This window comes from Paraburkholderia mimosarum LMG 23256 = NBRC 106338 (assembly GCF_000739815.1).
GTDB lineage: Bacteria > Pseudomonadota > Gammaproteobacteria > Burkholderiales > Burkholderiaceae > Paraburkholderia > Paraburkholderia mimosarum.
Map to the genome: position 1 here is coordinate 46,087 of NZ_BBJJ01000017.1, position 21,927 is coordinate 68,013.

General features: G+C 66.5%; 21 protein-coding genes and 2 tRNA genes. 13 read left to right on the forward strand and 10 right to left on the reverse strand.

The genetic code is table 11. The features are described 5' to 3' along the window. Nucleotides 1-27 precede the first annotated feature (27 nt). Entirely contained in the window at nt 28-669 is a 642-nt protein-coding gene (locus tag BMI01S_RS14715; protein WP_028212929.1) for a DUF177 domain-containing protein, read from the reverse strand. 409 nt (nt 670-1,078) lie between these two features. Between BMI01S_RS14715 and BMI01S_RS14720 the strand changes: the two genes are divergently transcribed. Together BMI01S_RS14720 and BMI01S_RS14725 are read left to right on the forward strand one after the other, a co-directional pair. Next, nucleotides 1,079-1,717: a Maf-like protein gene (locus BMI01S_RS14720; protein WP_028212928.1), complete on the forward strand. Its 639-nt coding sequence runs from the start codon at nt 1,079-1,081 to the stop codon at nt 1,715-1,717. After that, a complete protein-coding gene (locus tag BMI01S_RS14725; protein WP_028212927.1) occupies nt 1,714-2,436 on the forward strand; it encodes an SAM-dependent methyltransferase in 723 nt (240 codons plus the stop codon). The genes BMI01S_RS14720 and BMI01S_RS14725 overlap by 4 nt, the downstream gene beginning before the upstream one ends. 101 nt (nt 2,437-2,537) lie before the next feature. Here BMI01S_RS14725 and BMI01S_RS14730 read toward each other — a convergent pair whose 3' ends face one another. Genes BMI01S_RS14730 through BMI01S_RS14745 form a run of 4 tightly spaced genes read right to left on the reverse strand, consistent with a single transcriptional unit; the run spans nt 2,538 to nt 5,738 of the window. Beyond that, the gene (locus BMI01S_RS14730; RefSeq protein ID WP_028212926.1) at nt 2,538-3,542 is read right to left on the reverse strand and encodes a S49 family peptidase; all 1,005 of its coding nucleotides are present in this window, start codon (nt 3,540-3,542) and stop codon (nt 2,538-2,540) included. Between the two features lie 16 nt (nt 3,543-3,558). Further along, a complete protein-coding gene (locus BMI01S_RS14735) occupies nt 3,559-3,975 on the reverse strand; it encodes a Rieske (2Fe-2S) protein (protein ID WP_028231340.1) in 417 nt (138 codons plus the stop codon). After that, nucleotides 3,972-4,631 carry an HAD-IA family hydrolase gene (locus BMI01S_RS14740; RefSeq protein ID WP_028212924.1) on the reverse strand — a complete coding sequence of 220 codons (660 nt, stop codon included), beginning with the start codon at nt 4,629-4,631 and terminating at the stop codon, nt 3,972-3,974. The genes BMI01S_RS14735 and BMI01S_RS14740 overlap by 4 nt, the downstream gene beginning before the upstream one ends. A 33-nt stretch (nt 4,632-4,664) precedes the next feature. Next, the gene (locus BMI01S_RS14745) at nt 4,665-5,738 is read right to left on the reverse strand and encodes an RluA family pseudouridine synthase (protein WP_042289658.1); all 1,074 of its coding nucleotides are present in this window, start codon (nt 5,736-5,738) and stop codon (nt 4,665-4,667) included. Between the two features lie 847 nt (nt 5,739-6,585). Here BMI01S_RS14745 and BMI01S_RS14750 point away from each other — a divergent pair. From BMI01S_RS14750 to BMI01S_RS14775, 6 genes are all read left to right on the forward strand, one after another. After that, a complete protein-coding gene (locus BMI01S_RS14750) occupies nt 6,586-9,855 on the forward strand; it encodes an Rne/Rng family ribonuclease (protein WP_028231341.1) in 3,270 nt (1,089 codons plus the stop codon). Nucleotides 9,856-10,017: 162 nt separating this feature from the next. Next, nucleotides 10,018-11,139: a GTP 3',8-cyclase MoaA gene (gene moaA, locus BMI01S_RS14755; protein WP_028212922.1), complete on the forward strand. Its 1,122-nt coding sequence runs from the start codon at nt 10,018-10,020 to the stop codon at nt 11,137-11,139. A gap of 15 nt (nt 11,140-11,154) precedes the next feature. Continuing rightward, nucleotides 11,155-11,778 carry a molybdenum cofactor guanylyltransferase MobA gene (mobA, locus tag BMI01S_RS14760; protein ID WP_028212921.1) on the forward strand — a complete coding sequence of 208 codons (624 nt, stop codon included), beginning with the start codon at nt 11,155-11,157 and terminating at the stop codon, nt 11,776-11,778. A 108-nt stretch (nt 11,779-11,886) separates the two neighbouring features. After that, entirely contained in the window at nt 11,887-13,212 is a 1,326-nt protein-coding gene (gene moeA, locus BMI01S_RS14765) for a molybdopterin molybdotransferase MoeA (protein ID WP_028212920.1), read from the forward strand. 67 nt (nt 13,213-13,279) lie between these two features. Then, complete coding sequence (locus BMI01S_RS14770) at nt 13,280-13,555, forward strand: hypothetical protein (RefSeq protein ID WP_028212919.1); 276 nt, start codon at nt 13,280-13,282, stop codon at nt 13,553-13,555. Beyond that, nucleotides 13,555-14,052, forward strand: a complete 498-nt coding sequence (locus tag BMI01S_RS14775) for a GNAT family N-acetyltransferase (protein WP_028212918.1) — start codon at nt 13,555-13,557, stop codon at nt 14,050-14,052. Before BMI01S_RS14770 ends, BMI01S_RS14775 begins: the two co-directional genes overlap by 1 nt. A 93-nt stretch (nt 14,053-14,145) precedes the next feature. Here BMI01S_RS14775 and rmuC read toward each other — a convergent pair whose 3' ends face one another. The 5 genes from rmuC to pncB all read right to left on the reverse strand — a co-directional run bounded on the left by rmuC (nt 14,146) and on the right by pncB (nt 20,154). Beyond that, nucleotides 14,146-15,669 carry a DNA recombination protein RmuC gene (gene rmuC / locus BMI01S_RS14780; RefSeq protein ID WP_407669031.1) on the reverse strand — a complete coding sequence of 508 codons (1,524 nt, stop codon included), beginning with the start codon at nt 15,667-15,669 and terminating at the stop codon, nt 14,146-14,148. A gap of 14 nt (nt 15,670-15,683) precedes the next feature. Beyond that, nucleotides 15,684-16,673: a 2-hydroxyacid dehydrogenase gene (locus BMI01S_RS14785; RefSeq protein WP_028212917.1), complete on the reverse strand. Its 990-nt coding sequence runs from the start codon at nt 16,671-16,673 to the stop codon at nt 15,684-15,686. Nucleotides 16,674-16,765: 92 nt separating this feature from the next. Further along, nucleotides 16,766-18,214, reverse strand: a complete 1,449-nt coding sequence (locus BMI01S_RS14790) for a sodium:proton antiporter (RefSeq protein ID WP_036045263.1) — start codon at nt 18,212-18,214, stop codon at nt 16,766-16,768. Further along, entirely contained in the window at nt 18,204-18,866 is a 663-nt protein-coding gene (locus BMI01S_RS14795) for a LutC/YkgG family protein (RefSeq protein ID WP_028212915.1), read from the reverse strand. The genes BMI01S_RS14790 and BMI01S_RS14795 overlap by 11 nt, the downstream gene beginning before the upstream one ends. A gap of 52 nt (nt 18,867-18,918) precedes the next feature. After that, entirely contained in the window at nt 18,919-20,154 is a 1,236-nt protein-coding gene (gene pncB, locus BMI01S_RS14800) for a nicotinate phosphoribosyltransferase (RefSeq protein ID WP_042289665.1), read from the reverse strand. Nucleotides 20,155-20,477: 323 nt separating this feature from the next. Here pncB and fdxA point away from each other — a divergent pair, with 323 nt between their 5' ends. From fdxA to BMI01S_RS39005, 5 genes are all read left to right on the forward strand, one after another. Then, nucleotides 20,478-20,801: a ferredoxin FdxA gene (fdxA, locus tag BMI01S_RS14805; RefSeq protein ID WP_028212914.1), complete on the forward strand. Its 324-nt coding sequence runs from the start codon at nt 20,478-20,480 to the stop codon at nt 20,799-20,801. 156 nt (nt 20,802-20,957) lie between these two features. Beyond that, a tRNA-Asn gene (locus BMI01S_RS14810) sits at nt 20,958-21,033 on the forward strand. Between the two features lie 82 nt (nt 21,034-21,115). Further along, nucleotides 21,116-21,191, forward strand: a tRNA-Asn gene (locus tag BMI01S_RS14815). A gap of 160 nt (nt 21,192-21,351) precedes the next feature. Continuing rightward, entirely contained in the window at nt 21,352-21,624 is a 273-nt protein-coding gene (locus tag BMI01S_RS14820; protein WP_028212913.1) for a CopG family ribbon-helix-helix protein, read from the forward strand. Beyond that, on the forward strand, nt 21,612-21,905 hold the full coding sequence (locus BMI01S_RS39005; protein WP_028231343.1) for a type II toxin-antitoxin system RelE/ParE family toxin: 294 nt from the start codon (nt 21,612-21,614) through the stop codon (nt 21,903-21,905). Before BMI01S_RS14820 ends, BMI01S_RS39005 begins: the two co-directional genes overlap by 13 nt. Nucleotides 21,906-21,927: the final 22 nt, after the last annotated feature.

Genomic DNA, 21,927 nt, shown 5'->3' on the forward strand with positions numbered 1-21,927 from the left:
GAACCAGGTTACGAACCAGGTTTCCCGTTAGTGCTTGTTGCCGGGACCGTCCTTCCTGAGCGATTCGAGCGCCGCAAACGGGTTCACGCGCTCTTCCGACTCGATTTCCTGCTCTGGCACGTCATCCACGGAATCCACGCCGTCTGCGCCATCGGCACCCGAGGCGAGACTTTCGTGCACTTCCGGACAGACTTCGTGCTTCGGCACCAGCGGCAGCGAGAGCAACAGCTCCTCTTCGATCAAGTCGACGAGATCGAAATGGCGCGAGCCCACGATCACTTCGACTTCATCGTCGTCGAGCGGAAACTCGTCCGCCTCTTCTTCCGTCTGGACGATACGGAAGGTCGCATCCGCATTGAATGCCTGCTCGTAGGGAGCGAGGCACCGTTGGCAGTTCAACCATGCGCTGCCGTGAACCACGAGCTGCAGGTATGGTTGCGGCGCCTCGGCGCCGTCGTCCTGCAATTCTTGCCGCGTCGAACCCGCAGCCTGCCAGGTGAACGCAGTGTCGCGATCTGGCGCCTCGACCGGGACTTCGTTTAACATGCGCGGCAGTTGCGAGAGACGCACGGCACCCGCTGCCTCGCGCCCGCTGCGCGCGAATTCGAAGATATCGAGGTCGCGCGGATTCAGACCAGCGCCAGCAGACTTGTCCAGATGTTCGGTCATGTGCGCTCTCCTGCTTCAAGTCATGCTTCAAGGCTTGCGGCCGGAATGCGGCGCGAAAGCCGGGATGGCTCCCAGCGAACCAGCCCGATCCAACCCTTTACCGGCCATCGGCACGCAGCACCGCCAGCAAGGTCTTCCGAACCGCGGCGCCGCAAAAACGGCGCGCAGACAAAAGACGTGCGACGAGAGCGTACCAATGAAAAGCCCAAAATCATATCGCCTTTATCTTTGCGAGTCAAACACTTAAGCTCGCGTACGAAAGTGCCTGTATGGTGCCTGTTCAGCCGGGGTTTCGCGCCCTTCTCATGAAGCGCTGCGGCGAATCCGCTCCGTTCCACAGCCGCTATCAACACGGGCCTTCCCGCGCCACAGCCACCATCACCACCGATTCCCCTATTGCCAATCGACCATGCAGGATTCCCCTTCACAGGCCCCGCGTACGGGCCGCCCCGCTCTCATCCTCGCCTCGAGCTCGCGGTACCGGCGCGAGTTGCTTGAACGTCTGCGCGTTCCGTTTGACACGGTCGTGCCCGACATCGAAGAAACACCGCTGCCCGGCGAAACGCCCGAGGCGACCGCGCTGCGCCTCGCCGCCGCGAAAGCGTGTGCCGCAGCCGCTGCGCTTCCCGCTGGCGCTAGCCGCGCGCTGGTGATTGGCTCAGATCAAGTAGCCACTTTCGATGGCCAGCAGATCGGCAAGCCCGGCACGCACGAGCGCGCGCTCGCCCAGTTGCAGGCCATGCGCGGCCGCGAAGTGTTGTTCCATAGTGCCCTGAGCCTGCTCGACACCGCTACTGGCCAAACGGATACCGTCGACGTCGTCACGAAAGTGCGCTTTCGCGAGCTGCCCGACGCCGCGCTCGAAGCCTATCTGCGCGCCGAAACGCCGTATGACTGCGCGGGCAGCGCGAAATCGGAAGGCCTCGGCATCGCGCTGCTGGAGGCGATCGAGTCGGACGACCCCACCGCCCTGATCGGCCTGCCGCTCATCGCGCTCACGCGCATGCTGCTCGCCGCGGGCTATCCGCTTCTGGAGGCACACGCATGACGACCGGCACGCTCTATCTGGTCCCGAACACGCTCGGCGAAGGCGACGACGACGCGCTCAACGCCGTGCTCCCCGCGCCGGTGCGCGAACGCGCGGGCACGCTTGCAAGTTATATCGGCGAAAACGCGAAAACGACGCGCGCCTTTCTCAAGCGCGTGGGCACCACGCGGCCGATTCAGGAAATCGAGATCCGCGAACTGAATGTGAATACGCCGGCGGGCGAAATCGACAAGCTGCTGGCGCCGCTGCTCGCGGGCGTCGACACAGGACTCGTTTCCGAAGCGGGCGTGCCCGCTGTCGCCGATCCAGGGGCCCTGCTCGTGCGGCGCGCGCATGAACGCGGCATCAAGGTCGTGCCGCTCGTGGGCCCGAGCTCGATCCTGCTGGCGCTCATGGCGTCGGGCCTCAACGGCCAGAGTTTCGCGTTTCACGGTTATCTGCCCGTCGATGCCAACGAGCGCGTGAAGAAGCTGCGCGATCTGGAGCAGACTTCGCGCAAGGCCAGGCAGACGCAGATCTTTATCGAAACGCCCTACCGTAACCGCACGCTGCTCGACGCGTTACTCGCGACCTGCGCGCCGTCCACGCTGGTTTGCGTCGCCGCCGATCTCACGTTGCCCACGGAGACGATCGTGAGCCGCGCCGTGTCCGACTGGAAAAGAAAGCCTGCGCCCGAGCTGCACAAGCGGCCGGCGATTTTCCTTCTGCTCGCGAACTAAGCATCGATCGCCGGCCAGCAAACCGGCCGCTGCGCGTTCACGCAGCGGTCGGTTTTTCCTTGGCGAGCATCAACCCGCAAACGTGCCAGACGTGTTGCCGTTCAGTGAACCGCCAGCTTCGCGCCCATCAACAGCGAACGCACGGCCGCCGAGCCGATATTCGCGCCGACACGCTTCGCGACGCGGTCGGTAAGGCTTTGCTTGACGGTGTAATCGACGACGTTCGACGCCTTGATCACCTCGCGCGCCACGTAGTCGGTATCGCCGTAACCATCCGCGAGACCCAGTTCCACGCTCTTCTGACCGGTCCAGAAGAGGCCCGAGAAGAGCTCTGGCGAGTCCTTCAGACGCTTGCCGCGGCCGGCTTTCACGGCATCGATGAACTGCTGGTGGATCTGGTCGAGCATGGCCTGGGCATGCGCGTCCATTTTCGGCGTGTCGGGCGAGAAGGGATCGAAAAAGCCCTTGTTTTCGCCCGAGGTACGCAGGCGACGCTGGATGCCGAGCTTGTCCATGAGCCCGGTGAAGCCGAAGCCGTCCATCAGCACGCCGATCGACCCCACGATGCTCGCCTTGTTGACGTAGATCTTGTCGGCGGCGGCCGCGACGTAATAACCGCCCGACGCGCACATGTCACCAACCACCACATACAGCGGGATGGCCGGGTACTTCGTGCGCAGACGGCGAATCTCGTCGTTGATAATGCCAGCCTGCACCGGGCTGCCGCCGGGGCTGTCGATGTGGAGGATCACGCCCGCGGTGCCGTCGTCGTCGAACGCGCTATCGAGCGCGCTGATGATGTCGTCGGCGTTGGCCTGGGTGTCGGAGCCGATTTCGCCGTCGAGCGTAACGAGCGCCGTGTGACGTCCTTCGCTCTCCAGGCGAGCGCCCGAAATATCGAGAACGGCCCACGCGATCACCACGAAGACGGCGAGAAATGCGAAGCGGAAGAAGATCCGCCAGCGCCGCGCCGCGCGCTGCTCGGTGATCGCCGCAAGCGCGATGCGCTCCAGCGCCTCGCGCTCCCAGCCGGGCGCAGGCGCGCGAGGGTCTGACGAAGCCGCGCGAGGCGCTTCGTTTGGATCAGGGGTCAGATTGTCGGCCATGCGAGCGGAAGAATGGTCAAGAGACGGAGGAGCCTGGATGGGGACGCAGATCGTCGTCCGGCAGCCAGAATACCGCACGCCCCTCCGGCGTGTCGCGTTCCTCGACGCGAACGGGGCGCAAACGCCCGCCGCGGCACGGTCCGCCCACGCACTTGCCCGTGTCGGGCTGGTAGATCGCGCCGTGCGTGGCGCACATCAGATAGAGCCCCGACGACTCGAAGAACTGGCCCTCGACCCAGTCGAGCTCCATCGGCACGTGCGCGCATCGGTTCAGGTAGCCATATACCTCGCCGCCATAGCGCACGAAGAACACCACGGCGTCACCGCCCGCGTAGGTCGCGTTCATGCGCCAACCCGCGCCGCCCTCGGCGAGTTCGGCGGCCCCGCACACGCGCACCGGCTCGTGCGTCGACGCTACCGGCGCCGTGCTCATGCGTTCACCCGCAGCCAGCCGGCGAGCGCGGCGACGTCCTGCGCGACGAAGCGCGGCTCGAGCTTTTCGAGTGCGCCAAGGGCATGTGCGCCATACGCCACGCCGATGGCGGCCGCGCCCGCATTGATCGCCATCTGCAGGTCGTGCGTCGTGTCACCGATCATCACCGTGCGGCCAAGATCCTGCCCCAGCTCGCGTGTGAGCTCCTGGAGCATGGCCGGGTGCGGCTTCGAAAAGGTCTCGTCGGCGCAGCGGGTGCCGTCGAAGAGGCTCGTGAGCCGCGCATCCGCCAGCGCGCGGTTCAGCCCCACGCGGCTCTTGCCCGTCGCAACGGCCAGCAGGTAGCCGGTGTCGCGCAGCTCCGTCAGCATCTCGCGCACGCCCGCGAAAAGCTCGGTTTGCTGGTCCTTCAGCAGGTAGTGAATGCGGTAGCGCTCGACTAGCCGCGGGTAATCCGCGGGATCGAGCGTCGGTGCGGCGATCTGCAGCGCATCCCGCAGCCCGAGGCCGATTACATAGCTGGCCGCCTCGTCGCCGGGCACGGGCAGGCCGAGGTCGCGGCACGCCGCCTGGATGCTGCGCGTGATGTGGGCGGTCGAGTCCATCAAGGTGCCGTCCCAGTCGAACACAATCAGGTCAAATAACTCTCGAGCCATGCAGGACTTCTCCAAACGCTGTTGTATTCGGTGTTAGTCGGGTCGGGCCGCGTCAGGTCGGGCCGCGTCAGGTCGGGTCCCGCTGGGTGAGGCCGCGTCGGCTGACGCGCCTTCCTCGCGCTGAGCGCGCAGCGCCTCGACAAAGGCGCGGCAGTCGGCCGGCAACGGTGCCTCGAACTGCAACGGCACGCCCGTAATCGGATGAGCGAGCTTGAGCCGATGCGCATGCAAAAACATGCGCTTGATGCCCGGTTGCGCCCCATTGCGCGCCAGCGCCTTGTTGAGCGCGAAGTCGCCGTACTTGGCATCGCCGACGATCGGCAGCCCGAGGTGCGCGAGGTGCACGCGGATCTGATGGGTTCGGCCCGTCTTGAGTTCGGCCTCGAGCAGCGCGTAGCCTGGCCAGCGCTCGACAAGATTGAACACGGTATGCGACGCCAGGCCATCGGGCTGCACCCGCACGCGGCGCTCGCCTTCCGGGGTCAGATACTTGTGAAGCGGCTCCTTCACGGCGCGCCGGCGGCCCCAGTCGCTCGCCCATTCGCCGTGGACGCAGGCGAAATAGCGCTTGTCCGTCTGGCTGTCGCGCATCTGCGCATGTAGCCCGACGAGCGCCGCGCGTTTCTTGGCGAGCATGAGCACGCCCGAGGTTTCGCGATCGAGGCGGTGCACGAGTTCTAGAAAGCGGCCTTGGGGGCGCGCCTCGCGCAGTTGCTCGATCACGCCGAACGCCACGCCGCTGCCGCCGTGCACGGCTACGCCGGCGGGCTTGTCGATGACGAGCAGCGCGTCGTCCTCATAAAGCACGGGAAACTGGGCGGCCGGCACAGGCGCAGCGCCGGCCGGGGCATTCGACTGCGAGGTGCGAATGGGCGGCACGCGCACGACGTCGCCTTCCACGAGCCGGTATTGCGCGTCGATTCGGCCCTTGTTCACCCGCACTTCCCCGCTGCGCAAGATGCGGTAGATGTGACTCTTCGGCACGCCTTTGCAGACGCGCACAAGGAAATTGTCGATGCGCTGACCGGCCGCGCCCTCGTCGATTTCGACGAACGAAACCTGGTCGCTTGCGACCTGATTCTGGGATGTTTTGCCTAACCCTTTCATTCTGAATATAATTTGCCCAGCGCCGACGCAATGGTAGGCCGAATGGCCCTGACCAGACAGCCAGATGTTCTGTGAACCACCCTATGGACACCAAGGGGGTTATCCTGGACTTGGACCACGCGGCGAGCGCAGGCTGCAAGCGATAAACCATTATTTTACTTGCGCCCGGGGCTGGTTGCTCACCCCGCCTGATGAGAAGCAACGAGTTGCACGCACGGAATCCCGCACCGGCAGGGACGGCGCCCACAGGCACGTTCGGTTAGGGACGGTTCCGACGGTTAAGGAACATTGGTATAAAGAATTTATCCGGCGCGTCCCGCCGCGCGGTCGAAGTGACCGCCGCGGGAGGCGCTGGTGGCGAAAATACGGCGAGCGCCCGAAGCGTCCCGGCAACGTGCGGGACACGGCGACGTCAAAAGTGACGAGACACCCGAGGGGGAAGACGGGCGTTCCTGAGAAGCTTCCCGTGCGCGGCCCTGATTTCATGCTTGAGGCCGCAAACCTGATCCAGTCGCAAGCGCGCGCGGTTCGCCGCTGCGGCCGGCGCCTGTTGCGGCCGTTGCCGTGGCACAGCCATCAGGTGGTTCGGAAGCGCAGGAAAACCGTGCCCTCCGCGGCACGTCTCTTCGCTCATTGAAGACGTATTTCGCATGTGCCCACGCGGCCCGTCCATGGCAACGCAACGCCGGACCGGTGCCCAAAAAAGGCAATTCTCCCCGCCATCGTTCCTGCTCCAGCGTGCTTGTGACAACACAATAAGGCGCGGCTCGCCGCTGCCCGTACCGTGCTGCCTGGCGTCGTCGCCGCGCACCGTGCGGCTCGCGCGTGAACGCACTGGAGTCGTTCAATGAAACGAATGCTGTTCAACGCGACACAGCAGGAAGAACTGCGTGTCGCTATTGTCGATGGACAGAAGCTGATCGACATCGACATCGAAACCGCCGGGCGCGAACAGCGCAAAGGCAATATCTACAAAGGGATCGTCACCCGCATCGAGCCTTCGCTCGAAGCGTGTTTCGTCAACTACGGCGAAGACCGCCACGGCTTCCTGCCGTTCAAGGAAGTCGCGCGCCAGTACTTCCGCGAAGGCGTGGACATGCGCGGCGCGCGCATCCAGGACGCCCTCAAGGAAGGCCAGGAACTCATCGTCCAGGTCGAGAAGGAAGAGCGCGGCAACAAGGGTGCCGCGCTCACCACCTTCATCTCGCTCGCCGGCCGCTACCTCGTCCTCATGCCGAACAACCCGCGCGGCGGCGGCGTCTCGCGCCGCATCGAGGGCGACGACCGTCAGGAGCTGCGCGAAACCATGGCGCAGCTGCAACTGCCGGACGGCATGAGCATCATCGCGCGCACGGCCGGCATCGGCCGCTCCGCCGAAGAGCTCCAGTGGGACTTGAACTACCTGCTGCAACTGTGGCACGCCATCGAAGCCGCGTCGCAGGCCGGCCAGTCCGGTCAGCCAATGCTGATCTACCTGGAATCGAGCCTCGTCATTCGCGCGATTCGCGACTACTTCCAGCCCGACATCGGCGAAATCCTCATCGACACCACCGAGATCTATGACCAGGCACGCGCCTTCATGGATATCGTGATGCCGGACAATGTCAACAAGGTGAAGCGGTATCACGACGACGTACCGCTCTTCTCGCGCTTCCAGATCGAGCACCAGATCGAGACCGCGTACTCGCGCACGGTGCCGCTGCCTTCGGGCGGCGCGATCGTGATCGACCACACCGAGGCGCTCGTCGCCATCGACGTGAACTCGGCGCGCGCCACCAAGGGCGCCGACATCGAGGAAACCGCCGCGCGCACCAACCTCGAAGCCGCCGACGAAGTGGCACGCCAGCTGCGTCTGCGCGACCTGGGCGGCCTGATCGTGATCGATTTCATCGACATGGAGTCGGCCAAGAGCCAGCGCGAAGTCGAGCAGCGCCTCAAAGACGCGCTGCGTCACGACCGCGCGCGCGTGCAGATGGGCAAGATCTCGCGCTTCGGCCTGATGGAGCTGTCGCGCCAGCGCCTGCGCCCGGCGCTCTCCGAAGGCAGCCACGTCACCTGCCCGCGCTGCAACGGCACGGGTCATATCCGCGATACCGAATCGTCGGCGCTTCAGGTCCTGCGCATCATTCAGGAAGAGGCGATGAAGGAACACACCGCGGCCATTCATTGCCAGGTGCCGGTCGAAGTGACCGCCTTCCTGCTCAACGAGAAGCGCGCGGAAATCAACAAGATCGAGTCGCGCTTCAAGGTCGGCGTCGTGCTGATCCCCAACAAGCACCTCGAAACGCCGCACTACAAGCTCGAGCGCCTGCGCCACGACGACGCGCGCCTCGACGACCCGCGCGCCTCGTGGAAGATGGCCGAGGAAGCGGCTCGCGAGCTCGAATCGGAAACCGGCTACAGCAAGCGCAGCGCCGAAGCCAAGCCCAAGCAGGAAGCCGCGGTGAAGGGCATCACGCCCGAGCGTCCGGCCCCGAGCGCACCGGTCAAGCCCGCGGAGAGCGCGCCCGTCGCTTCGCAAGTGGCCGTCACGCCCGCGGGCGGCGGCTTCTTCGGCTGGATCAAGCGCCTCTTTGGCGGCGCGCCCGCCGAGGCGCCCGTACCGGCACCGGTCGCACAGCCCGAAAAGACGGCTCGCCCGACCCGCGAAGCGCGCACCGAGCGCGGTGAAAAGACCGGCGGCGACCGCAACCGCAATCGCCGCCCCGGCGGCCGCGACGCCGCAGGCCGCGGCGAAGGCGCCGGCGGCACACGCACCGGCCAGCCAGCTGGCCGCCGCGAAGACCGCGAACCGCGCGAGCAACGTGAGCCGCGCGAACCTCGCGAGGCGCGCGAACCTCGCGAGGCGCGCGAACCCCGTGAGGCGCGCGAAGGCCGTGGCGCCCGCGAACCGCGCGAGCAACGTGAACCGCGTGAGGCCCGTGAAGCACGCGCCGAGCGCGAGCCGCGCGAGCAGCGTATCGAACGCGTCGAGCGCGGTCAGGACCGCAGCGAAGTGACGGCGGAAGGCGGTGCGGCGCGTGGCGAACGTCAGGAGCGCCAGGAACGCGGCGAGCGCCGCGAGCGTGGTGAGCGCGGCGAGCGCGGTGAACAGCGCCGCCGCCCGCAGGCCGAGGCCGCCGAAGCCCAGGAAGCGCGTCTCGACGCTGCATCGGCAGCCGCCGAAGGCGTGGAAGCCCCGCTGACGGAGTTGCCCGAAGGCGTGAGCGCCGGTGCCGATGAAGAAGGCGCACCGCGCGAAGGTGAGGAACGCCGCCGTCGCCGTCGCGGCCGCCGCGGCGGTCGCCGCGAGCGCGAGACGGAAGTCGCAGGCCTGACGCCGGATGAGCAGGCGCCGGCAGGCGACGAAGAAGCCGCGCCCGTGCAACCGGCCATCGAGCAGCCGGCTGTCGCGGCTCAGGTGCATGCAGCACCCGCCGTGCAAGCGCGCACCGAGGCAGTCGTCGAGCCCGCTGCCGTGACCACGCCGCCGGCGGCAGACGTCGTCGCCGAAGCGGGTCAGGTGAGCGCCGCAGCCGCAGCGACCACGCAGGTCGAAACGGCGGCGCCGGAAGCCACGCAAGCCGAGGCTCCGGCCGAGCCGGCCCCCGAAGCTGCGCCGGCGCCGGTCGAAACCGCGCCTGTAGTCGAGGCGAAGGCCGAGCAACCGGCTGAGCCTGCTGCCGCTGCAGAACCGACGGCACCTGCGGCTCCGGCCGAACCTGGCCGGACCGAACCTGACCGGACCGAACCTGACCGGACCGAAACCGCGCCCGTCGTGCGTGAAGACCGCGTGGAAGCCGCCGTGAGCCACGAGCCGGCGGCAACGCCAGTGGCTCATCCGGAGCCGGCACAGGCCGCACAGCCTGCAGTCGCGGCTGCCCCGGCGGTCGTCGCGATCACCGAACCGGCCGCCCAGCGCCCGGTTCAGGCCGCTCCGGCTTCTGACGACGCCCTCCGCGCGACGCTGGAATCGGTAGGCCTCGTCTGGGTCAACACCGACTCCGACAAGCTGCGTGCGGCCCAGCAAGCCTCCGCGCAGGTGTCGAAGCCCGCGCGCGTGCCGCGCGAGCGCAAGTCGCTGCCGCCTGTCGACAGCACGCCGATGCAGCAGGTCGAAACCACGCGCCAACCGTAAGCCCCGCTTGCGGCACAGGCCGCGCAGCCGGGCCTCGCGCCCGGCTGCCCCCCGAAAGCCCGCCCCTACCGGCGGGCTTTTTTTGATATATCAGCGTTGTCCCTTGTCTGTAGGCGATCGCCGGTTCGGCTAAAATCGAATCAACGCGAGAATGAAGAGTCCATGACACGACGCATCATCCCTGTTGCAGACGTCCGTTCGTTGCCGCCCGACATCCCCCGGCCGGCAACGGCGTCCGTACGCGCGCCTTCTGGTGCGCTCGCCGATGCGCTCGGGCGGCCGCTGCGCGACCTGCGCATCTCGGTCACGGACCGCTGCAATTTCCGTTGCGTCTACTGCATGCCGCGCGCCGTGTTCGACAAGGATTACCCTTTCCTGCCGCATTCCGCGCTTCTTTCGCTGGAAGAAATCGAGCGGGTCGCGCGGCTTTTCGTCGCGCAAGGCGTCACCAAGATCCGGCTAACGGGTGGTGAGCCGCTGCTGCGCAAGAACATCGAATTCCTGATCGAGCGGCTCGCCGCGCTGCGCACGCCCGAGGGCGAGGCGCTCGACATCACGCTCACTACCAATGGCTCGCTGCTTGCACGGAAGGCGCGCGCGCTGCGCGACGCGGGCCTCACGCGCGTGACGGTGAGCCTCGACGCCCTCGACGACGCCCTCTTTCGCCGCATGAACGACGCCGACTTCGCCGTGGCCGACGTGCTCGACGGCATCGCCGCGGCGCAGGCCGTCGGTCTCGCGCCGATCAAGGTGAACATGGTCGTCAAGCGCGGCACGAACGACGGCGAGATCGTCCCGCTCGCGCGGCATTTCCGCGGCACGGACGTGACCCTGCGCTTCATCGAGTACATGGACGTGGGCACCTCAAACGGCTGGAACATGGCCGAAGTGCTGCCGTCGGCGGAGGTCGTCGCGCGCATTTCCGAACACTGGCCACTCGTGCCGCTGGAGCCGCACAACGCCGCCGAAACGGCGCAGCGCTGGGGCTACGCGGATGGCGCAGGCGAGATCGGCGCGATTTCCAGCGTGACGCGCGCGTTCTGCGGCGACTGCACGCGCGCGCGCCTCTCGACGGAGGGGAAGCTGTATCTGTGTCTCTTCGCCTCGATGGGCTACGACCTGCGCGCGCTGCTGCGCAACGGCGCGACTGACATGGCGATCAGCGACGCGATCGCGCGAATCTGGCAAGGCCGTGCGGACCGCTACTCGCAGTTGCGCGGCAGCGCCCAGGCAAGCGCCACCACCGACGAGCGCCGCATCGAAATGTCCTATATCGGCGGCTGAGAAGCCATGAAGCCGATGAGCGCCGTCTCCATTCCAGCTGCATCGATTACCGGCCTCGTCCTCGCGGGCGGCCGCGGCCAGCGCATGGGCGGCGCGGACAAGGGCCTGCAGATACTGCACGGCAAGCCGCTCGTGGCGCTCGTTCTCGCGCGCCTCGCGCCGCAGGTGGACAGGGTCGTCATCAGTGCAAATCGCAACTGCGACGCCTATGCGGCGCTCGGCGCGCCATGGCAAGCGGATGTATGCGCCGATACGCTGCCTGACTTCCCCGGCCCGCTCGCCGGGCTCCTCGCCGGCCTGCGCGCGGCGCGCACGGAGTGGCTGCTCACGGCGCCGTGCGACTCGCCGTGGCTGCCTGCCGACCTCGCAGAGCGGCTGGGCACTGCCGCGCTCGCCGAACGCGCCGACATCGTGACGGCCACCACGACGAACGCCGAAGGCGTCGTCTCGATGCATCCCGTATTCGCGCTCGTTCGCACTTCACTCGCGGACGATCTCGCCGCTTACCTCGACGCCGGCGGACGCAAGGTGCGTGCGTGGTACGCGCGCCACACGGCCGCCGAAGTCGCCTTTGCCGATGAACGCGCGTTTTACAATATCAATTCCTTACAGGAACTGGCCGAACTCGAACGCGCCTGAACCGCAATCGGGTGGCGCCCGGCCAGCCGCCATTCCCGGCACGCGGCCGGCATACCCGCCTGGACGATCGCCGCACACGCCGTGCGGGCGCGACGCTTCCCCCACTCGATGACCACGCTTAACCATCCGTCCGGCACCGCCGGGTGCATCAGCCAGTACGATCCGCAAGCTTTGCCCGTCAGCGCCGCACAGGCCATCGTGCTGCAGTGGGTGACGCCGCTCGCGGCGAGCGAGCGCGTGCCCCTGCGGCATGCGCTCGCTCGCGTGCTGGCCGAAGACGTGATCTCGCCCATCGACGTCCCCGCGCACGACAACGCCGCCATGGACGGCTACGCGTTCGACGGCGCGGCGCTGGCTGCGGCCGGCGCATCGGGCGACGGCGCCCCGGCCCGGCTCACGCTCGCGGTGTGCGGCAAGGCATTCGCCGGCCATCCCTACACGGGCGGCGTCGCCGCGGGTACTTGCGTGCGCATCATGACGGGCGCCCCGATGCCCGCGGGCTGCGACACCGTCGTGCCGCAAGAACGCGTCGAGACGCATGGCGAAGCGATCACGTTCGACGCCAACGCCGTCACGCGCGGCGCGAATGCCCGCCGCAAGGGCGAGGACCTCGCGTGCGGCGGCGTGGCGCTTGCGGCCGGCCGCTTGCTGCGCGCTTCCGACATCGGCTTGCTGGCCTCGCTCGGCCTCGTCGAGGCGAACGTCAGGCGGCGCCTGCGCGTCGCCTACTTCTCGACCGGCGACGAATTGCGCTCGCCCGGCGAGCCGCTCGACCCCGGCTGCATCTACGACAGCAACCGCTACGCGCTCGGCGCGATGCTCCAGCGCCTGAACGTCGAGCCGATCGACCTGGGCGTCGTGCGCGATGACCCTGCCGCGCTGGCCGCCACGCTGAAGCTCGCAGCCGAAACCGCCGATGTCGTGCTAACCTCCGGCGGCGTCTCGGTCGGCGAAGCCGATTTCACGCGCACCCAGTTGCAGGCGCTGGGCGACGTCTCCTTCTGGGGTCTCGCCATGCGCCCCGGCCGCCCGCTCGCGTTCGGCCGCATCTGGTCGGGCGGTCGCCCCGGCGCGGGCCGCGCGGCGCTCCTGTTCGGCCTGCCCGGCAACCCGGTCGCGACGATGGTCTCGTTCTATCAGATCGTGCGCCCCGCCCTCATGGCGATGGCGGGTGCGAGCCCTCAGCCAGTGCCGCTCGTGCCGGCGCTCTGCGATCAGTCGATCAGGAAGCGCCCTGGCCGCACCGAATTCCAGCGCGGCCTCGCGCGCCGTGACGCCAGCGGCCATTGGCGAGTCACGCCGACGGGCTCGCAAAGCTCGGGCGCGCTCAGCACGATGAGCGAGGCGAACTGCTTCATCGTGCTTGCCCACGAGGCCGGGGACCTCGATGCCGGCGACGCCGTCGACATCATGCTGTTCGATGGACTCGTCTAGCACAGCGGCGCGTCAGACGCCAACAATCGTATCCACACGTCCACACCTGCAAAACGGACCGACTACTATGAAAAAACAGATTTCGTTCATCGCTGCGGGACAGACCGCCAAGGCGCTCATCCTCGTCTATCTGACCTTCAGCGTGCCGATCGTGCTGCTCGGCGTGCTCGTGGCGTTCGTGCGCTATGGGTCGGTTGAGCTCTCCACCATCTTCAGCGCGCTGCTGCTCAATGCGATCGTCGGCTTCATCCTGCTGTGGATCGCGTGCCATGCCTATAACTGGGTCGCGTCGCGCTTCGGCGGCATCGAGATCCACCTCTCCGACGTACCCGAGGAAGCCTGATGGCCGCGACGATCCGCGCCGCCACGCCTGCCGACGTCGGCGCCATGCATGCGCTGATGTATGAGCTCGCCGAATTCGAGAAGCTCACGCATTTGTTCACGGGCACGGCCGAAGGGCTCGCCGATGCCCTCTTTGGCACGCGCCCCGCCGCCGAAGCGCTGGTGGCGGAAGATGCCGGCCGCATCGTCGGCTACGCGCTCTTCTTTCACAACTATTCGACTTTCCTGAGCCGCCGCGGCCTTTATCTCGAAGACCTCTACGTGCAACCCTCGCAACGCGGCAGCGGTCTCGGCACGGCGATGCTGCGCGCGCTCGCAGCCATTGCTGTCGAACGCGGCTGCGCCCGCTTCGAGTGGACCGTGCTCGATTGGAACACGCCGGCCATCGGCTTTTACGAGAAGCTCGGTGCCACCGTGCTGCCGGACTGGCGCGTCGTACGCATGACCGGCGATGCGCTCGAAAAGCTCGCCGCGCCCGGCGAGCCGGTGATCGGCTGAGCGCGGCCCGCACGCAACGCACAGGCTCCAACGCGAACGGGCCGCCTGCATATCATGCAGGCGGCCCGTTGTGCTTCAGCAAAGCAGCGCCAGTCACTCGTCGCCGAATCCTCCTTCGCTTCCGGCTTCACCACCGCTTTCACCGTTGCTCTGCACGTCGCCAAGCAGGGTTGCCGCGGCTTCCCCCGGCAACGCCTCCACGTCGCGCAGCTTGCGGTTCATCGCGCGCGTGCGCACTTGCGCCGCCTCGATCGAACGCGTGACGGTTTCGAGCTGCGACTTGGTGCGCGCGAGCACGTCGCCGAATTTGCCGAACTCCGTCTTCACGGCGCCGAGCACCTGCCACACTTCGCTCGAGCGCCGCTCGATCGCGAGCGTGCGGAAACCCATCTGCAGGCTGTTGAGGAGCGCCGTGAGCGTGGTCGGCCCCGCCACGCTCACCCGGCAGTCGCGCTGCAGGACATCGGTCAGGCCGGGACGGCGCAGGATCTCCGCGTAAAGCCCTTCGGTCGGCAGGAATAGCAACGCAAAGTCGGTCGTGTGCGGCGGCGCGATGTATTTCTCTGCGATCGTGCGCGCCTCCGCGCGAATGCGCAGTTCCAGCGCGCGCCCCGCTTCCTCGATCGCCAGCACGTCCGCGCGCTCCTGCGCATCGACGAGACGCTCGTAGTCCTCGCGCGGGAACTTGGCATCGATCGGCAGCCAGACCGGCTCCCCTCCTTCCGCGCCGCTTGCGCCCGTCATGCCGCGCCCGGGCAGACGAATCGCGAACTCCACGCGCTCGCTGCTCTTCGGCACCGTCGCCACGTTCTTCGCATACTGGTCAGGCGTGAGCATCTGTTCGAGCAACGCTTCGAGCTGCACCTCGCCCCACGTGCCGCGCGTTTTCACGTTCGTGAGCACCTTCTTCAGGTCTCCGACGCCCGCCGCCAGCGTCTGCATTTCGCCGAGCCCCCGATGCACCTGCTCCAGTCGATCGGAGACGAGCTTGAACGACTCGCCAAGCCGCTGTTCGAGCGTCGCGTGCAGCTTCTCGTCGACGGTGCGGCGCATTTCCTCGAGCTTCGCCGCATTGTTCGCTTCGATGTCCTTCAGGCGCTGCTCGAGCGTCGCGCGCACTTCGGCGAGGCGCCGGTCGTTGGCTTCGGTCAACTGCGCGAGCTGCTGCGTGAGCAAGGTGCCGAAGTGGCGCAGCGCGGCGCCCTGCTCGTCGCGCGCCTGCTGGGCCTGCAGATGCAGGCTTTGGCGTACGGCATCGAGCTGCTGCGTGTTGGTCGCCGTGAGCTTGGCGAGCTGCTGCGCGAAGCCGTCGATCTGGCCGTTCTGCACCGTGGCGATGCTGGCAAGCTGCGCCGCCAGCGCCTGCTGCACCTGCGCGAAGCCGCTGCCGAACTCGCTGCGCGAGCTCTGCGCCGTGCGCGCCATTTCATTGCGCAACTCGCGTTCGATGCGCTCGGCAGCACGTGCCTGCGTATCGGTCGAGGCCGCGAGACGGTCGCTCAGCTGATCGAGCGCGTCGAGCGTGGCCTCGCCGTCGCCGTCCCCACGACGGGCGCGCAGCAGCGCGACGAGCGTCACGACGAACGCGATCGCCAGCGCGGTGAGCGCCAGCGACATGACTGCGAGCTCACTCATGTACGCGCTTTCCCCTGCACCCCGGGGTTGATCGGATTGGGCGGCCGCCCCGCGCGCGGGCCTTCGCCGAGCGCGGCGATCAGGTTGTCGGCGGCGAGATTCGCCATGGCGCGGCGCGTGGCTTCGCTCGCGCTCGCGATGTGCGGCGTGAGCACGACGTTCTCCACTTCGAGCAGCGCCGGATGCACGCTGGGCTCGCCCTCGAATACGTCGAGCCCCGCCGAGGCGATCTGGCGCGTGCGCAGCGCATGCGCCAACGCCGCGTCGTCGACGATGCCGCCGCGCGCGATGTTGGTGAGCGTCGCGGTGGGCTTCATCTGCGCAAGCTCCGCGGCGCCGATCGTGTGATGGTTCTCCGGCGTGTAGGGCAGCACGAGCACGACGTGGTCGGCCGCCTTGAGCAGCGCTTCCTTGGAGAGATATTCGGCGTTCAGTTCGGCCTCGATCTCAGGCGCGACGCGCGAGCGGTTGTGATACACGACGCGCATGTCGAAGCCGCGTGCACGGCGCGCGAGCGCCTGGCCGATACGCCCCATGCCGATGATGCCGAGCGTCGAGCCATGGATGTCCGAGCCGAGAAACGCGTCGAACGACCATTTGCCCCACTTGCCCGCGCGCAGGAAGTGCTCGGATTCCGTTACGCGGCGCGCGGCCGCCATCATCAGCGCCCAGCCGAAGTCGGCCGTGGTCTCGTTGAGCACGTCGGGCGTGTTGGTGCCGAGCACATGGGCTGCGTTGAACGCGGCCATGTCGAAGTTGTTGTAGCCCACCGCCATGTTCGCAACCACACGCAGACGCGGCGCGGCCGCGAGCGTGGCCGCGCCGATCGGGTCGCCTGCCGTGAGGGCACCGTCCTTGTCGGCGAGACGCTCGTTGAGCGCCTCCGGCGACAGTGCGTCGCCGTTGTTCCAGTCCACGTCGAAATACTGCTTGAGCCGATCGATCACGTCGGGAAAGATCGGGCGCGCCACGAGAATCTTTTGCATTGTTGCTCTCCACACTTCAGTCGTTCTGTCCGGATGTCCGTCATTGTTGCGCTTGACGGGGGACTCGGGGAAGTCTTGCGAACGTCCCGCGGCTAGACGAAAAAGAGCCAGGTCGCCGCGAGAAAGACCGGCACGAGCAGCACCGCCGACCAGCCAAGATAGCCGAAGAAACCCGGCATGCGCACGCCGCGCGACTGCGCGATCGCCTTGACCATGAAGTTCGGCGCGTTGCCGATATAGGTGAGCGCGCCCATCCAGACCGCCCCTGCCGAGATCGCGGCCAGCGTTTTCGCGCCGCCCGACATGAGCGCTTCGGCGTCGCCGCCCGCGAGATTGAAGAACACGAGGTAGGTGGGCGCGTTATCGAGAAACGACGAGAGCAGACCCGTCGCCCAGAAGTACATCGCTTCGTTGGGACGGCCGGGCGCGTCGTTCACGAGCCGGATCAGCGCGGCGAACGCACCCGCGTCGCCCGCGCGCAGCATCGCGATGACGGGCGTGATCGTCACGAAAATGCCTGCGAAGAGCTTCGCCACCTCGACGATCGGCGCCCATTCGAAGCCGTTGTCGGCGCGCGCCGCTTTCGACGTGAAAGCGAGCGAAACCAGTGCGAGCGCAACGAGACCCGTATCGCGCACGAGGTTCTGCAACTGCAGATGCGCGCCCGCGACTTCGAACACGATGCCCGGACGCCACATGCCGCTCATCAGCACGAGCGCGACGAGCAGCGCGAGCAGCACGAAGTTCGCCTTGCCGCCGACCGATAGCGCGCCCGTGTCCGGCGTCGGGTCCAGACGCGCCGCGTGCGCCTCGCCGCGGCGGGTGAAGTACCAGGTGTCGAGCACGTAAAAGACCGCGAGCAGCAAGCCGCAGACGAACAGCATGGGGAGCGCGAGATGTTGCGCAGTCCAGAAGAATCCCACGCCATTGAGGAAGCCGAGGAAGAGCGGCGGGTCGCCGAGCGGCGTGAGAAGACCGCCCGCATTCGCGACGAGAAAGATGAAGAACACGACGACGTGCACGTTGTGCCGCCGGTTGTCGTTCGCGCGCAGCAGCGGGCGGATCAGCAGCATCGCAGCGCCCGTCGTGCCCATCACGCTCGCGAGCAACGTGCCCAGCGCGAGGATCGCCGTGTTGGTGCGCGGCGATCCGTGCAGATTCCCATATACGCAGATGCCGCCCGCGATCGTATAGAGCGCACCGAGCAAGACGATGAACGGGGCATATTCGTCGACGACGGCGTGCACGAAGAGCGGATACGCCGCGTCGAAACCATGCGTGGCCGCGAACGGCAGCAGGAATGCCAGCGCCCACGCCGCCGAAATCTTGCCGAAGTGGCGATGCCAGAATGCGCCCGCGAACATCGGGAAGAACGCAATCGAGAGCAGCATGCCGGCGAAGGGCAGCGCCCAGGCGGCGCTGAGCGAGGCGCCGTCGAAGCCCGCTGCGTGTGCGTTCGTGACGGGCAACGCCAGCGCGGCGAAGGCCGCCGCTGCGGGTTTGCTGACAAGTTTGACTACCACCGATCCCTTACGCGCCATGCACGACGATCACATGGACGCGATAGGGCCCGTGCGCCCCAAGAACGATGGTCTGTTCGATGTCGCCGGTGCGCGAAGGCCCGGAGACGAAATTGACCGCGCGTGGCAGCTCGCCGCGTTCGGCGCGCATCAGTGCAAAGGCGTCCTCGTGGCCCGCGACGATGCGCGAAGCGGGCACGACGGCGATGTGCGTCTCGGGCAGCAGCGCGCCCGATGCCCACGTTTGCGGACTGGAAAGCAGCACCAGCGTGCCGGTTTCGGCCGTGGCGCAAAAGCACCCTGTGAGGCCGACGAGATCGCGATCTTCGGGCTTGCGGCACTGAACGGCGAGGCCCGCGCCGGCCCAGTCGAAGGCTTCGAGCGTTTGCCATGCGACGGCCTGCATCGGCAAGCCGTGGCCGGCGAGATAGCGTTGCGCGGCAGCGGGAACGTCGGCGAACTGCTGGACTTCGTCGACGGTGCTCGACATCTTGCGCGCCTCGGCCACGAAGCGCGCAACGAGGTCGCCTTCGAGCGGCGGCCTCGGGCCTTCGGGATGCCGCGCGAGGTAGTCGGCAACGGCTTCCCGCTCGTGCGCCGCGGGCGTGGGCTCGCGTCCCTGCGCGGCGCGAATGCGCGCGAGTATGCTGCGGCGGGCGGCCGACGTGTCCATGAACGTCCTTGTCGAAAGAGAGGAAAGGCGACGCGCCGATTATACCGGCGCGTTACCCGGCACTTCGCGCGTGCACGGCACCTTCTTGATTGCCGGCACACTCTTCCTCAACGGGCTGCTCGATGCCGAACACCTGGCGCAGATAGGCAAGATACGCCCTGTCGTCGCACATGTTCTTGCCCGGCGAATCGGAGAGCTTGGCGACGGGCTGACCATTGCAGCGAACCATCTTGATGACGATCTGCAGCGGCTGATAGCCGAGATCGTTGGTGAGGTTCGTGCCCACGCCGAACGCGAGGCGGCAACGCCCGCGAAAGCGCTCGTAGAGGCTCAGCACCTTGGGAATATCGAGCGCGTCCGAGAAGATCATCGTCTTCGTGCGCGGGTCGCAGCGGTTGTCCTCGTAATGCTTGAGCAGGCGCTCGCCCCAGTCGAACGGATCGCCCGAGTCGTGGCGCGCGCCGTCGAAGAGCTTGCAGAAGTACATGTCGAAATCGCGCAGGAAGGCCCGCATGCCGTAGACATCCGAAAGCGCGATGCCGAGATCGCCGCGATACTCCTTCGCCCACACCTCGAAGCCGTAGATCTGCGAGTCGCGCAGACGCGGCCCGAGCGCCTGGCATGCCTGCAGGTACTCGTGCGCCATGGTGCCGAGCGGCGTGAGGTTGTGCTTCATCGCGTAGTACACGTTGCTCGTGCCGGCGAACTGCTCGCCCAGGTCTTCCTTGAGCGTGAGGATCACCTCCTCGTGCCAGCGCTTCGAGAAGCGGCGCCGCGTCCCGTAGTCGGCGATCTTGCAATCGGCGAATTCGGGCTTTGCGCCGAGCAGCTCGATCTTGTGGCGCAGGCGCTCACGCCCCTCCTCGTACTGCGGGTGATGCTGCGTGTTGCGGAAATACACCTCGTTGACGATGGCGAGCACGGGGATCTCGAAGAGAATCGTGTGCAGCCACGGCCCCTCGATTTCGATGTCGATCTCGCCGTTGCCCTTGGGCGATGGCGTGACCGAGATGTACTTTTCGTTCAGATGGAAGAGCGCGAGGAAGTCGATGAAGTCGCTCTTGATGAAGCGCATCTTGCGCAGATAGTCGAGCTCGGGCTCCGCGAAGCGCAGCCGGCAAAGCTTCTGGATCTCGCCGCGGATCTCGTCGACGTAGGGAACCAGATCGACGTTGGGCGTGCGGCAGCGGAAGCGGTACTCCACGTTGGCCGCGGGAAAATGATGCAGCACCACTTGCATCATCGTGAATTTGTACAGGTCGGTATCGAGCAGCGAAGTAATGATCATGATGAGCCAGCCGGACTGCGATCGGATAGCGCCCGCGAAATGGGAACCGGACGCGGCACAGGGTTCGGGCCTGACAGCGGCTTTCGGGTGGCGGGCACCAGCGGTGCGCCCATGTTACCCGAACACCTGCGCGCCCCGCGTGCCGGCCCGCACGCCCCTTGCGAGCAAAGGTGAAATGTCGCGGATCACCGGGTCTTATAAACTAATCACGAAACGATCTAAGGACGGGTGCGGGCGTCTGGTAGGGCGAATTCCTCATCAGTTACAATACCGCTTTTGGCGAATCGCCACCCACGATACAAAAGCTTGCAGGAGCTGCCTGAATGACTCACGTTGTGACCGAAAGCTGCATCAAGTGCCGCTATACCGACTGCGTCGATGTGTGCCCGGTGGACTGCTTTCGCGAAGGTCCCAACTTCCTCGCGATTGACCCGGACGAGTGCATCGACTGCGCCGTGTGCGTCGCCGAATGCCCGGTGAACGCCATCTACGCCGAAGAGGACGTGCCAGGCGACCAGCAAGCCTTCATCGAACTCAACGCCGACCTGGCGAAGGGCTGGCCGAGCATCACCAAGACCAAGGCCCCGCTGCCGGAAGCCGACGAGTTCAAGGACGTGAAAGACAAGCTCGCGCTTCTTGCACGTTAATTGCGCGCTAAGGGCTTGTTCGGGGTAGCGTTCTGTCACTTGGCGGACCAGTTCCCCAATCACCCCGCAGACAGCGAATTGCCCCTTGTGACATAGCGAGAGGGTGTTGACAGGCTCAGCCATACCCCATAGAATCTCGTTCTCTGCTTTTGTTGATCCCCGATAGCTCAGTCGGTAGAGCGCCGGACTGTTAATCCGTAGGTCCCTGGTTCGAGCCCAGGTCGGGGAGCCAAGATTCGCAAAAGCCCGTTCGTGTTGATCACCGCGCACAACGGGTTTTTTTATGACGTAAAGCGTTGTAGCTGTATTGCTGTTCCCCGATAGCTCAGTCGGTAGAGCGCCGGACTGTTAATCCGTAGGTCCCTGGTTCGAGCCCAGGTCGGGGAGCCAAAATATCGAGGGGTTGCGTGTCGCACGCAACCCCTTTTTCTTTTGCTGTGCACCTTTCGCACACCCCCTGTTCGGCGTCAGTCCAGCACGGGGCCTTGCGTCACGCCGGGCGCCCTGCTGGTGTAGTATCACCAGGTGATACCCAGCCGCAGGAACCGTCATGGCCACGTCCATCAAGCTCGACGAAGACCTCAAGGACCGCGTCCAGCACATCGCCGGTTTGCAGCACCGCTCGCCGCATGCCGTGATGCGGGAAGCCATCGCGCAGTACGTCGAACGCGAAGAGACACGCGAACGCTTCAAGCAGGAAGCGCTCGCTTCCTGGCAGCATTTCAGGGAAACCGGCCGCCACTTGAACGGTGACGAGGTGCGCACGTGGCTGGATAGCTGGGGAACGGACGACGAGAAGCCGGTGCCCGGGTGCCACGATTGATCGTCGCCGAGCGCGCCGTTGGAGGCTTGGAGCGCTGCCGGCGATTTCCCTCTCGCAAAACCCCTGAAGCTGCACGAAGCGCAGCTCAGGTCATCGCCGGGCAGTTCCTCCGTCTCGAAAAGACTCCCGCTATTGGACGCCCACTGGGCGGCTCGCCCGAACTGCGCGATCTTGTGATCCCCTTCGGAGATTCGGGTTACGTGGCACTGTACCTGCATGACGCTGAAGATGACGCCGTGTACGTTCTCGCGTTCCGTCATCAGCGGGAGGCCGGGTATTAGCCCTGCGAGCCCTGCGCATGAC